Origin of the sequence: Barnesiella sp. An22 (assembly GCF_963931395.1) — a bacterium.
Taxonomy (GTDB): Bacteria; Bacteroidota; Bacteroidia; order Bacteroidales; family Barnesiellaceae; genus Barnesiella; species Barnesiella merdigallinarum.
Genome location: NZ_OZ007014.1, coordinates 2,967,843 through 2,981,018, shown reverse-complemented (window position 1 = coordinate 2,981,018; position 13,176 = coordinate 2,967,843). Strand labels below are relative to the sequence as shown.

Annotated in this window: 11 protein-coding genes; 7 read left to right on the top strand and 4 right to left on the bottom strand. The window is 54.0% G+C overall.

The annotated features are described in order from the left end of the window. Positions 1-2 precede the first annotated feature (2 nt). Both ABGT88_RS12355 and ABGT88_RS12350 read left to right on the top strand, forming a co-directional pair. A complete protein-coding gene (locus ABGT88_RS12355; protein ID WP_346702397.1) occupies positions 3-3,260 on the top strand; it encodes a UvrD-helicase domain-containing protein in 3,258 nt (1,085 codons plus the stop codon). A gap of 96 nt (positions 3,261-3,356) precedes the next feature. After that, positions 3,357-4,658 (top strand): phosphatase PAP2 family protein, encoded by a 1,302-nt coding sequence (locus ABGT88_RS12350; RefSeq protein WP_258328001.1) that lies wholly within the window; start codon positions 3,357-3,359, stop codon positions 4,656-4,658. 86 nt (positions 4,659-4,744) lie between these two features. On the opposite strand, the gene rpmH is transcribed toward ABGT88_RS12350, so the two are convergent. Then, on the bottom strand, positions 4,745-4,900 hold the full coding sequence (gene rpmH, locus ABGT88_RS12345) for a 50S ribosomal protein L34 (RefSeq protein ID WP_008862477.1): 156 nt from the start codon (positions 4,898-4,900) through the stop codon (positions 4,745-4,747). Between the two features lie 187 nt (positions 4,901-5,087). Here rpmH and efp point away from each other — a divergent pair, with 187 nt between their 5' ends. From efp to radC, 3 genes are all read left to right on the top strand, one after another. Beyond that, entirely contained in the window at positions 5,088-5,651 is a 564-nt protein-coding gene (efp, locus tag ABGT88_RS12340) for an elongation factor P (RefSeq protein WP_008862476.1), read from the top strand. 233 nt (positions 5,652-5,884) lie between these two features. After that, the gene (locus ABGT88_RS12335) at positions 5,885-6,880 is read left to right on the top strand and encodes a glycosyltransferase (RefSeq protein ID WP_298663503.1); all 996 of its coding nucleotides are present in this window, start codon (positions 5,885-5,887) and stop codon (positions 6,878-6,880) included. A gap of 2 nt (positions 6,881-6,882) precedes the next feature. Continuing rightward, entirely contained in the window at positions 6,883-7,584 is a 702-nt protein-coding gene (gene radC, locus ABGT88_RS12330) for a DNA repair protein RadC (protein ID WP_346702394.1), read from the top strand. 53 nt (positions 7,585-7,637) lie between these two features. Here the strand turns inward: radC and ABGT88_RS12325 are convergent, their stop codons facing one another. The 3 genes from ABGT88_RS12325 to ABGT88_RS12315 form a co-directional block, all read right to left on the bottom strand. Next, complete coding sequence (locus ABGT88_RS12325) at positions 7,638-8,498, bottom strand: SGNH/GDSL hydrolase family protein (RefSeq protein ID WP_346702392.1); 861 nt, start codon at positions 8,496-8,498, stop codon at positions 7,638-7,640. 91 nt (positions 8,499-8,589) lie between these two features. Beyond that, the gene (locus ABGT88_RS12320; protein ID WP_346702390.1) at positions 8,590-9,189 is read right to left on the bottom strand and encodes an OmpH family outer membrane protein; all 600 of its coding nucleotides are present in this window, start codon (positions 9,187-9,189) and stop codon (positions 8,590-8,592) included. 28 nt (positions 9,190-9,217) lie between these two features. Then, a complete protein-coding gene (locus tag ABGT88_RS12315) occupies positions 9,218-9,409 on the bottom strand; it encodes a hypothetical protein (RefSeq protein WP_346702879.1) in 192 nt (63 codons plus the stop codon). 317 nt (positions 9,410-9,726) lie between these two features. Here ABGT88_RS12315 and ABGT88_RS12310 point away from each other — a divergent pair, with 317 nt between their 5' ends. Both ABGT88_RS12310 and ABGT88_RS12305 read left to right on the top strand, forming a co-directional pair. Next, positions 9,727-11,187 carry an aminoacyl-histidine dipeptidase gene (locus ABGT88_RS12310; RefSeq protein WP_087409555.1) on the top strand — a complete coding sequence of 487 codons (1,461 nt, stop codon included), beginning with the start codon at positions 9,727-9,729 and terminating at the stop codon, positions 11,185-11,187. Positions 11,188-11,473: 286 nt separating this feature from the next. Continuing rightward, positions 11,474-13,057, top strand: a complete 1,584-nt coding sequence (locus tag ABGT88_RS12305) for an IS1182 family transposase (protein ID WP_258328254.1) — start codon at positions 11,474-11,476, stop codon at positions 13,055-13,057. Positions 13,058-13,176 lie beyond the last annotated feature (119 nt).

Below are 13,176 nucleotides of genomic sequence, written 5' to 3'. Positions count from 1 at the left end.
CTATGCTGCACATCTACAAGGCATCGGCCGGGTCGGGAAAGACCTATACCCTCACGCTCGAATACATAAAACTGCTGTTGGGCTATCGCGACGAAGAGGGGCACTACCGCATCTACCGCAAGAGCGATTCGGCGCATCGGCGCATCCTGGCGGTGACTTTCACCAACAAGGCGACCGAGGAGATGAAGCACCGCATCGTGGCACAGCTCGACCTGCTGGCTCACCACACCGAGCGGTCGCCCTACCTGGGTGAACTGACGCGGCTGTTTGGCTGCGGCCCCGAGCAGGTGCAGGCGACGGCGGCCGATACGCTGTATGTGCTGCTGCACGACTTTTCCTACTTCAACATCAGTACCATCGACCGCTTCTTCCAGCAGGTGTTGCGCAACTTTACCCGCGAGGTGGGGTTGCAGGGGAGTTTCGAGGTGGAGATGGACAACGACTTCGTCACCGCTTCGGCTATCGACCGCATGTATTCCGACCTCTCCGACGACGACCAGAAGGGGCTGCTCAACTGGTTGGTGCACTATGCCGAGGAGCGTATCGAGTCGGGCAACTGGTGGAGCCTGGGCAACCGGGCCGACCGCAAAGACGACCTGCGCGAATTGGCCGGTGAGTTGTCGAAGGAGAATTACAAACTTTTCCGCGAGTCGATTCTCGCCCAGATCAAGGACAAAACGGTGCTCGACCGCTATTTGCGCGAGATGCGCCGGGTGAAGAGCGAGTATGAGTCGCTCTTGCGCGAGTTGGGCGAGACGGGCCGCGAGGTGCTCGACCGGCACGGTGTGGCAGCCGAGAGTTTCAAGGGTAAGAGTAATTCGTGGGCTTTCTATTTCGACAAGTTGGCCGGCGGAAAATTCGACCCGCCTACCGCAACTTTCAGGGGAAATGTCGACAACGGCGACAACTGGTTCGTCAAAAGCAGCCGGCCCGGGTGCTTCGATGCCCTGTATGCCGAGCTCAACGCGGTGATGCAGACGATTGTCGATGCCTTCGGCGAGCCCTATGTGCGCTACAATACGGCGGTACAGAGCTCGAAATATATCTATGCCCTGGGCATTCTGGTCGATATAGACCGCCGCATCGAGGAGTATGAACGGGAGCACAACGTGCTGCTGCTCTCCGATACGGCCGGTATTCTCAACGAGGTAATCAACGAGAACGATGCCCCCTTTATCTACGAAAAGATAGGGACCCGGGTCAACCACTTTATGATTGACGAGTTTCAGGATACCTCGAATCTGCAGTGGGGCAATTTTGCGCCGCTTATCGGCGAGAGTCTCAGCCACGACTATACCGACCTGATTGTGGGCGACGTGAAGCAGAGCATCTACCGGTGGAGAAACTCCGATTGGTCGCTGCTGAACGAGGGGGTTCAATCGCGTTTCCGCCCGTCGCAGTACGAGGAGCGGACGATGGATACCAACTACCGCAGTTGTGCCCGCATAGTCGAGTTCAACAACCGGATATTCGGTCAGGCGGCCGAGCGGTTGCAACAGGGGCTGGAGAGCGAGGTGGCCGAGTCGGCTCTGGTCGATGGCAGTTTCGAGGTGAAGGTGCGCAAGGCCTATGCCGATATAGCGCAACGGGTGTGCGGTTCGAACCTTGCACGGGGCGGACGGGTGTCGGTGACGATGTGGGAGGCCGATACCCGCGACGACTTTTGTGAAGAGGCTCTGGCTCGTATCCCCGAGCTGTTGCGCGAGTTGCAGGACCGGGGCTATTCGCCCGGCGATATAACCTTCCTCACCCGTACGGCCCGCGAGGGTACGCTGCTGGTCGACCTGCTGTTGCGCCTCAACGAAGAGAACAGCGACCCGCGCTACCGGTTCGATGTCATCTCGAGCGAGTCGCTACTCATCAAGAACTCGCCGGTCATCGGGCTGCTGGTGGGTATTCTGCGCTATATCCAGAACCCCTCGGACGAGTTGAACCGGGTGATGGCAGTCTATGAGTACAACCGGCAGCAGGCTGCCGGCAGCGACGAGACGGCCGCGATACTCACCTACTTCGAGCGCCGCGGCGATGTGGGGCAACACCTCGACGACGACTTCATGCGCTTTGTCGAGAGTGTGCGCAAGGAGCCGCTCTACGAGATGTGCGAGCGCATTATCGCCCGCTTTGCCCAGGTCGACGACGAGCGGGGCGAGCGGGTCTATATACAGGCATTCCAGGATTATGTGCTGGAGTATTGCCGCACGCATACGGCCGATTTGGCTTCGTTCCTGGCCTGGTGGGACGACAACGAAGACAAGCTCTCGGTCACGACCCCGCAAGAGCAGGATGCCATGCGGGTGATGACCATACACAAGTCGAAGGGGCTGGAGTTCAAGGTGGTGATTATCCCGTTCTGCAACTGGAAACTCGACCACCGTACCGACAAGACCAATTTCATCTGGTGCCGCACACAGGGCGAGCCCTTCTCGCAGATTCCCGTGTTGCCCCTGCGGTATGGCAGCCGGCTGGCCCAGACCTACTACGCTACCGAATATTTCGACGAGAAGATGCACGCCTATATCGACAACCTCAACGTGGCCTATGTGGCCTTTACCCGCGCCGGTGAAGAGCTGCATATCTTCGCTCCGGCCCAGAAGAACCGGGGCAAACGGGAGAGTGTGGGCAGCATATCGGCGTTGTTGAACGAGATACTTTTCCCCGACGGAGGCGATGGGGGAGACCTGCACTACGAGGAGGGGTGCGACTGGCGGGCCGAGGTGCGGCCGACGGCGGAATCGACGGCCTTGACGCTACTCTCGGGGCCCTATCGCTCGATTGAGCCGGGCAACCGGCTGCACTTGCGGTTGCAGGGCAAGGGTGTCTTTGGCGAGGGTAACGACCGCGCCTACGGTACCCTGATGCACCGCATCTTGAGCGAGGTCGATACCCTCGAACGTCTGGACGAGACGGTCGAGTCCTTTGTACAGACCGGCGAACTCTCGGCAGCCGAGGCAGCCGAAACCCTCGAGAAACTCGAGGCGTGGCTGGGCGACGAGCGGGTAAGGTCGTGGTTCCTGCCCGGGGCCAAGGTGTGGAGCGAGCGGGAAATCTTGCAGGCCGACGGCTCGTTTTATCGGCCCGACCGCGTGGTCGAGACCCCCGACGAGGTGGTGGTAATCGACTATAAGTTCGGTGCGGTAGAGCGTTCGTCCTACAAGAAGCAGGTGCGCACCTACATGCAGCTGATTGGCGAGATGGGGTATGCCCGCGTGTCGGGCTTCATCTGGTATCTTTCGTTGGGAAAGATAGAGGCGGTCGAGTAAATACAAGGCTCTGTTTTTTGGATATACCGCATAATTGCCCTTACCTTTGTGCGGTAATACCGTTATGCTAAAAGCTTTTTAAACAAGATGAAACACATGACAAGATTGTGGATTGCCGTTGTCGTGGTCCTGTCCATGCTACCGGCACGTGCCGAAATCACGCTTCAGTCCGTAGCCCGCGATACGACAATCGATGTACGGCCGCTCAACTCGTGGCAGCGGTTCAACCAGAAGGTCGACCGGTTTACCTCGACCAAGGGCTTCCAGATGACTTACGTAGGGGTGCCCTTGGTGGTTGCCGGTGTGGCTACCATACCGGGGCGCGAGCGTTTCCGCCAGTTGCGTAACGACTATGTACCCAAGTTCAAATACGAGTATGACAATTACCTGCAGTATGCTCCGGCTGTGGTGATGCTGGGGCTGAAAGGCTTCGGCGTAGAGAGCCGCAGTTCGTGGGGTCGCATGCTGGTATCCGATGCCTTTTCGGCCGCCATCATGGCTACGGTTGTCAACACCGTCAAATATACGGCGCATGTGCAGCGCCCCGACGGCAGCAACTACAAGTCGTTCCCCTCGGGCCATACGGCTACGGCCTTTATGACGGCCATGATGCTGCACAAGGAGTATGGCGACCGCAGTCCCTGGTACAGCATCTCGGCTTTTACGGTAGCAGCGGTAACCGGCGTAAGCCGGCAGTTGAACAATCGTCACTGGGTTTCCGATGTACTGGCCGGTGCCGGCATCGGTATCCTGTCGACCGAACTGGGCTATTACCTGGCCGATCTGATATTCAAAGACAAGGGTTTGAATCTCGATCCTACCTACTACCCTTTGCTCGAGAAGCCCTCGTTTGTGGGCCTCTACATGGGTTTCTCGTCGGGGCTGGGACGTATAGGTCTCGGTAACGGCATGAAACTCAATACCGGCATTGGCAGCCGGATAGGTGTGGAGGGAGCCTATTTCTTCAACAAATACATCGGGTGCGGTGGTTTGGCTACGGTGTCGAATATTCCGGTTTCGCTCAATACCCGGCCCGATGCAGCACTGGAACCTATCGACGAGGGGCGGGCCATGGCCGGTGTTTACTTGCAATATCCCTGTTCGAGTCGCTGGTCGTTGGGCGGAAAGGTATTGGCCGGGTACAACTATATCCCGTCGAATGCCCTGAACTGTGAGTCTATCGAATTTGGTCGCAACAGCTTCGTATGGAGTACCGGTGTGTCGATTGGTTACATGATGAAGCGCAACTTCGGGGCCCGTTTCTTTTGTGACTACACCTCGGCCTTGGTCTCGTACAGCCTGTTGCCCTCGCAGGAGTTGGGCGTTTCGGAGGCCCGCTCGGGGAGTAGTGCTATCCGGTCGCTCACGTGGGGAGCTTCGGCCAATATTCTGTTCTGACAGGTATCGGCCGGAGGTGCCGATATAATATGAAACGGGGCTGTATCGTCGGATACAGCCCCGTTTCATATGTCGGATAAATTTTTTTAGAAAGGATGTCTTTCGTCCGAAACCGTCAATTTAGCACGACCTTTTGCACGACGGCTGGCCAGTACGCGACGACCGTTTGCAGTAGACATTCTCAAACGGAATCCGTGTTTGTTAATTCTTTTTCTGTTCGAAGGTTGAAATGTTCTTTTCATTGCCGTTATATTTTTATCGTTATTATTCCTTTTTTCGGACTGCAAAAATAGATACTTTTTTTTAATAAACCAAGAGATTACCCATTTTTGGGGATTTTCTTTTTGAGATTTTATTGATTTAGTTTACTTTTGTACCTCGAAAGTTCAGAAATAAAGAATAATATAAATACAAAACAGTATACAAAGTATGATTAACTCGCAAGACATTAAAAACGGAACCTGTATCCGTTTGGACGGAAAGCTCTATTTCTGTGTAGAATTTTTACATGTAAAACCGGGTAAGGGAAACACGATTATGCGTACCAAACTCAAAGATGTGGTATCGGGTCGTGTGCTTGAACGCCGCTTCAATATCGGTGAAAAACTGGAAGATGTACGGGTAGAACGTCGTCCGTATCAGTTCTCGTACAACGAGGGTGAACACTATCACTTCCTCAATCAGGAGACTTGGGACGACCTGATTATCAACAAAGACCTTATCACGGGTGTAGACTTCCTGAAAGAGGGTATGGTTGTCGAGGTGGTTTCCGATGCTTCGACCGAGACGGTGCTCTTTGCCGAATTGCCGGTAAAGGTACAGCTCGAGGTGACCTACACCGAGCCGGGTCTCAAAGGCGATACCGCTACCAATACCACCAAACCGGCTACGGTCGAGACGGGTGCTACGGTACGTGTACCTCTCTTTATCGAAACGGGCGAGATGATTGTAGTCGATACTCGCGACGGTTCGTATATCGAGCGTGCCAAATAAAGAATCGATTCCGCATTCATGCCATAAAAAACGGGTCTCGTGCAAACGGGGCCCGTTTTTTTGTGCCCGATATGTTTCGGCCCGGCTCTTGGATGGGTGTTTGAGATGAAAGATGTATATCTGTTTCACGGATATAGGAGCCGGTTCGGCATAGTCGAATTTGAAAACTTGTTTTCTCATTTGTTTCTGCACTTACCTTTTTATATATTTGTACGAAACAGAATATTACCGTTATGCCCTATTTCTCGATTATTGTACCGGTATACAACCGGCCCGACGAAGTGAGCGACCTGCTCGCGAGCCTGTCGCAACAAACCTGTAAGGATTTTGAAATCGTCTTGGTCGAAGATGGTTCGACCGTGCGGTGTGCCGATGCCGTGGCGCGTTACGAGTCGTCGGTCGACATACACTACTATTATAAGGAGAACGAGGGGCGTAGCATTGCTCGCAACTACGGTATGGAGCGGGCATCGGGTCGCTATTTTATCTTTTTCGATTCCGATTGCGTGATACCGGCCCGTTACTTCGAGGTGCTGAGTGCGGCCTTGCAACGACACTATACCGACTGTTTCGGAGGTCCCGATGCTGCTCACGACTCGTTCAGCGACGTGCAGAAGGCTATCAACTATTCGATGACCTCGTTTCTCACTACGGGCGGTATCCGGGGCGGGAAGGTCCAGCTCGAGAAGTTTACCCCGCGTACCTTCAACATGGGCTTTTCGCGTGAGGTCTACGAGCGGGTGGGCGGATTCCGCGAGATGTTCAGCGAGGACATCGACATGAGTACCCGCATCCGTCAGGCCGGATTCTCCATTACCCTCATACGCGATGCCTTTGTCTACCACAAGCGCAGGGTGAACCTGCGGCTGTTTTTCAGGCAGGTCTATATATTCGGGATGTCGCGCATTTCGCTCTACCTGCTTTACCCCGATACGCTGAAGCTCGTTCACTGGCTTCCGGCCTGTTTTGTCGTAGGGGCGTTGGTCATGATTATAGGGTCGCTCTTCTGGTGGCCGGCCATCTTGCCGCTGGTTGCCTATCTGCTGGCGGTCTTTATCGTGTCGTGGTGTGTGAACAAGCGTCTCAAAATAGCCGCGTTGTCGGTGGTAGCCAGTCTCATACAATTGTGCGGATATGGTGTGGGTTTCTTGAAAGCCTACTTCTTGAAGGTGGTTCTTGGTCGTGGTCGGGACGAAGCCGAAGAGGTGCGTCTGCGTAAAGGAAAGTAGCCATGGACCGCAAGCGCGACAAGTTGAAGATAACCGAGTGGGCGGCCGAAGACCGTCCGCGCGAAAAGATGATGCTGCACGGTATCCGCTCCTTGAGCAATGCCGAGCTGATAGCCATTCTCATCGGGTCGGGCAATGTGGACGAGACGGCAGTGGAGCTCTCGCAACGCATTCTCAATGCGGCAGGCAACAGCCTGAACCGGCTGGGAAAATATGGTATAGACGATTTCGTGAAACCGTTCAAAGGGATAGGCGAAGCCAAGGCCATTACCATTATGGCGGCGTTGGAAATAGGGCGCCGCAGGCGCGACGAGGAGTTGCCCAGGCGTCCTGCTATTACCCATAGTGCCGATGTGTACAGCCTCATGCGGGGGCAAATGATTGACTTGCCGCACGAGGAGTTCTGGGTGCTCCTGCTCAACCGGGCCAACCGGGTAATCGATACCTTGCGGGTAAGCCAGGGTGGCACTGCGGCGACGGTGGTCGATGTGAAGCTGATTATGCGGTCGGCCTTGCAGCAGTTGGCCTCGGCCCTGATTCTGTGTCACAATCACCCTTCGAACAATCTCATACCCAGTGCGGCCGACGACAAGGTGACGGCCAAGATAAAGGCGGCTGCCGCCCTCTTCGATATGGCGGTGCTCGACCATATCATCGTGGGCGAAGAGGGGTACTTCAGTTATGCCGACGAGGGGAGGCTGTAAAACATTGTCGCTCCTCCCTCAATCTTTTGGGCCACGGGAGTGGCCTGTTTTTCTTATTTCTTTTCTGTCGGATATAGACTTTCGAGGTGGCGAATGACGGTTGCTCCCATCAGGCGGCTGCCCTCGGCGTTGGGGTGCAGTCCGTCGTAGAGATACTTGTGGCCTTGGGTCTCTACCTCGGTGGTGATGCCCGATTCGTTGTACATGTCTATGGTGGGGCATCCCAGCTTCTCGCCGGCCCGTTGTATGGCTTCGACAAACAGCGGCAATCGAGGGGGCAGGGGAGCTCGTTGTATGGGGGTGAGCAGCATAATCTGGGTATCGGGGCAATATTTTCGTATTGCCGATACGGCCCAGTTGATGGCTCCGTAGAGGGTCTCACGGTTGGCTTCGTTGTAGGGCTTCTCCAGCTCGGAGATGTCGCCGATGACTCCGTTGCCCGAGTCGTTTGTACCGCACGAGATAATCACGAGGAAGGGGTCGAAATCAGAGCCGGCCTGCTTGTGCCCAACGAGCGGCGCAGGGGTGTCGCTGTGAAATGGTTCGCCCTCGGTTTCGGGAATGACCGTTCCCTCGGGGACGACCATTTGCAGGAGGCGGAATACCTGGTTGGAGATGACGTTGTTGGTGTTGTTGCCGTCGTATACAGGTTGGGGGTTGGTGTCGACTGCTGTCCCGGGGTAGTCAATCCAACAGGCACTCGACACGGCCAGGTTGGTCAGTGACATGTCGAAGTGTTGGGCCGTGACCCAGGCCCACGAGTCGCTGGGTGCCGTGATGCTGTTGCCCAGGGCAACCAGTTGTTTCCCGACGAGTGATGCGGGGGCTTCGGGTTGAACCTGCTCTTGCTGCTGGCAACCGGTCAGCAGCATCAGTCCGATGCCGATGGAGAGAATGGAGCGAATTGCTGTCATGCCGTGTGATTGTTGTTGTAATGAAGAAGGGCTGCGTCTGAAATTGTTTCGACACAGCCCCTTGTCTTATGAATAATGTTTTGTAATCTTATTATTTTTTGGCGGCGGCGTAGCGCTTGTTCAGCAACTCGACCACCTCGTTGGTGATGTCGTAGGCGGGGTTGATGTAGAGAGTGCTGGCGTTGTTGAAGATAGCCTCGTATTTTTTGTCTTGGTTATACTCTTTGATGAAGGTGTTGATCGAGTCGTTCATCTGCATGAGCATCTTTTGTTGCTCGAGCATGTTCTCGTTGTCGAGACGTTGGGCATACTCTTGCAAGTCGGCCGCTTTCTTTTCGAGACGTTGGTATTCCTGTTGAGCTCTTTCGGGCGAGAGGAAAGCGTTGTTTTGGTATTTGCGTTGGAAATCGTCTTGTTCTTTCTTTAATTGTCTTGCTTTTTCGTTGATAGCGGCGCGGGCGTTCTCTTGCTTGTTGATCATTTTCTCGTTGAGATCCTTGGCATAGTTGTATTTTGAAAGCAAAGAATCGACATTGATGTAAGCAATGGGTAATTTCCCCTCGAAGGAGGCCGATGTGGCGGAGTTGCCGGAGGTTTGGTTCGAGGCGTTTTGTTTATTGCCGCATTGTACCATCAAGAAAGAGATGGCAATCACAGTAAGAGTCCGGATTGCAAGGGTAAAAGTTTTCATGTTAGTTATCAGTCTAAAATTTATATCGTTATACTGTTTTCTTTTCTCGCTCTCGGGCGTCGGTAGAGACGGCGCAGGTGATGCCTTTTTTACGCAGGTACTTGTTGTCGCTGATGTGCGGACTGGGGAAATGTCCTCCTTTTACGAAGAAAACCCGTATGCCCAAGAGTATGACAGCCAGTGCAAGAAACCCTATGGTAAAAAGTAAAATAATCCACATTCCTTCTTTCATTAAAAATACAGAGATCGGTTCGGCTCTGTCCATTTGAAAACTCGTCTTTTCATTTGTCTTTGCACTTCCCTTTCACTATATTTGTATAGTAAAACAAAGACCCCCGAGCGGGCAGAAACAAACGTGTTGGTTGTGTATGCCTTACGGCCGTCTTTGCTGTGCAAATATAGGAAAGGAAAATGTGAATTTGGTCGAAGAATGGAAATATTTTGACGATAGAATCGGTAAAAACGGGAAATTTAACATAAATTTCTTCGAGTACAGAAAGTTTAGCAATGAACAAATTGTAACTAAAATAGAAAAAAATGGAGATTAAAGAACTGAAACCCTCATCAATTTGGCACTATTTCGATGCCATTACTCAGGTTCCCCGTCCTTCGAAAAAGGAGGAGCGCATTCGTGAGTTCCTGTTGGCTTTTGCCCGGGAACAAAATCTGGCAGCCCAGGTCGACAAGACGGGCAACGTAGTGATTACCAAAGAGGCTACCCCGGGTTGCGAAGGGGCTGCTACCGTTATCTTGCAAGCTCATATGGATATGGTGTGCGAGAAGAACGGCGATGTGAAACACGACTTCGAGAATGACCCCATCGAGACGTATGTCGATGGCGAGTGGGTGAAGGCTCGGGGCACGACGTTGGGTGCCGACAATGGTATCGGTATTGCTGCCGCTCTGGCGGTGCTGGCCGACAAGGAGTTGAAGCATGGTCGCATACAGGCGCTGTTTACCGTCGATGAAGAGACGGGATTGACGGGTGCTTTCGGTCTCGAAGCCGGTATGATCGACGGCAAATATCTGTTGAACCTCGATTCGGAAGACGAGGCCGAAATCTTTATCGGTTGCGCCGGTGGTATCGACACCACGTCGACCTTTACCTACAAGCAGGAGCCTCTACCGGCCGGTAAGTTCTACTTGCGGGTCGAGGTGAAGAACCTGCTGGGCGGCCACTCGGGTGGCGATATTCACCTGGGCCGCGGCAATGCCAACAAACTGCTGGCCCGCTTCCTGTGGCTGTGCATGCAACGTCACGAGATTCACCTGTGTGCCATCGACGGCGGTAACCTGCGCAACGCCATACCGCGCGAGGCCATGGCGGTGATTGCCGTGAATCCCGAGGATAAGGAGGCTATCCGGGCCGAGGTCAACCACTTTGCTGCCGATGTGGCTGCCGAGTTGAGTGGCGTGGACCCGAATGTGACGGTAGATGTTGCTACGGCCGATGCACCCGAGTTCATGATTGAAGATGGAGTGGCCCGTTCGCTCGTCAGTGCCCTCTATGCGGCACCTCACGGGGTGATAGCCATGAGCCACGATATTGAGGGGTTGGTAGAGACCTCGACCAACCTGGCCTCGGTGAAGATGACCGAGCCGGGTAAGATTGTGGTGGCTACGAGCCAGCGCAGTTCGGTCGAGTCGGAGAAGTACGACATCGCCTATCAGGTAGAGTGTCTTTTCCGGATGGCCGGTGCCGAGCCTACGCATGGCGACGGTTACCCCGGATGGAAACCCAACATGCACTCGCACATCAAGGATATTGCCGTGGCTGCCTATGAGGAGCTTTACCAGCAGACCCCGGCCATCAAGGCTATCCACGCCGGTCTCGAGTGCGGCCTGTTCCTGACGAAGTATCCGCAACTCGACATGATTTCGTTCGGTCCCACGTTGCGGGGCGTACACTCTCCCGACGAGATGATGCACATCCCGGCCGTAGAGAAGTTCTGGAACCACCTGGTTCTCATCCTGGAGAAGGTGGCTGCCGAGCATTGATACATTCCGCTCGGGGAGGGGATTCCCTCCCCGGCATAGTCTCGCCGTTGGCGGGGATAGATACAAAAAAGAGGGTGACCCAAAAGTCAAAGACTTTAAAGGGTCATCCTTTTTTGTTTGGATTACGCCAGATGGTCACAATGAGAGAATGAATGCGTGAGAGTGAGTGTGGAGGGGAGAAAAAATTAACGGTTATCTCTTTGTTTTCAAAGAAATAACCGTTGTTTTTATGGTAAATAATTGCTATATTTAAAGTGAGAATTAAAAATAAAGTCAAGCATTTACCATGAGCGCAAAGATAGTGTATAAAGATTACAATCAGAACGAAAGTCTGCTTTTTCCGCCGACATTGGGAGAACTCGTCCCAAAGAACCATCCGGTGCGGATCGTGAACGCAGTGATAGACAGGCTGGACATATCTTCTGTAGAATCGACCTACAAGGGCGGAGGGACGAGCAGTTTCCATCCCCGCATGCTTCTGAAAGTGATAGTCTACTCCTACCTGTGCAATGTTTATTCCGGCCGCCGTATGGAGCGTCTTCTGCAGGAGAACGTGAACTACATGTGGCTTTCAGGGATGTCGCGGCCGGACTTCAGAACAATCAACCGGTTCAGGAGCGGGCGTCTGGCGGACGGGCGGTTTGACGGGCTGTTCAGGCAGGTTGTCCTGCTTCTGAATGCAGAGGGGCTCGTGTCGCTGAAAGTGCAGTACATCGACGGGACGAAGATAGAGTCTGTGGCGAACAGGTACACTTTCGTATGGAAAAGGAGTGTCGAGAAGAACAAGGAGAAACTGGAGGCGAAAGTGGATGCCGTACTCAAGACGGCGGAGTCGGTCCTCTCCGAAGAGAACAGGGAATGTGCTTCGGAGGAGTCCGGTGTGACGGATCTGGCCGAGCGTACGGAAAGGATACTGCGCAGGATGGACGAGCAGGGTATCAGCGACAGAAAGCTGAGGAAGTCCGTAGAGAAGGTGAAGGACGAGTCCCTTCCGAAGCTAGAATCCTACAAGCATCATCTGGAGACCTTGGGGGAAAGGAACAGCTACAGCAAGACGGACAAGGACGCGACGTTCATGCGTATGAAGGAGGACGCGATGCGCAACGGTCAGACCAAGCCGGGATACAATGTCCAGATAGCGACGGAGAACCAGTTCATCACGAACTACGGAATCTACCGGAGGCCGACGGACTGGGGCACTATGATACCGTTCCTGAAGTCGTTCAGGGAAAGATACGGCCGGCAGAGCGAAGAGATAGTCGCGGACTCGGGCTATGGCAACGAGCAGAACTACGCGTACATGGATGGAGAGGGGATTGACGCGTATGTGAAATACACCATGTTCCATGCGGAGATGAAGCGGAAATACCGGGACAACGCCTTCTTGGTACAGAACATGTACTACAATGAGGAGAAAGACTTCTATGTGTGCCCGATGGGGCAGCGTCTGGAGCGGGCCGGGACATGGAGCACTGTCTCCGACCTGGGATACAGGTCATCCGTGGCAGTATACCGGGCAAAGAACTGCGCCGGCTGTCCGCTGCGTGGAATGTGCTACAAGGGGAAGTCCGGCAGGCGTACCATTGAAGTGAACCACACTGCGAACGCATTCAAAAGGAAGGCACGGGAACTGCTGACCGGAGAGAGAGGCCTGATGCACAGGAGCAGACGTCCGATCGAGCCGGAAGCCGTATTCGGTGACATCAAGTTCAATCACGGCTTCAAGAGGTTCCGTCTCAAGTCAGCCGGAAAGGTCAATGTCGAGTTCGGCCTTGTCGCCCTCGCCCATAACCTCAGAAAATATGCGGCGCATGTCCGCGACGGACTCTTGGGTGTGTCTGACAACTCTCCGTCATTGGGAATGGCATAGCCCAAAAACATGAAAGACGAAAATCAGAGGTATTAGTAAACCAGCCCTTCCCGGAGACTTCCTGCTCCGGTAAAAAGTAATGTGGTCATCTTTTTCTATAATAAAACAAAGAGACCGCC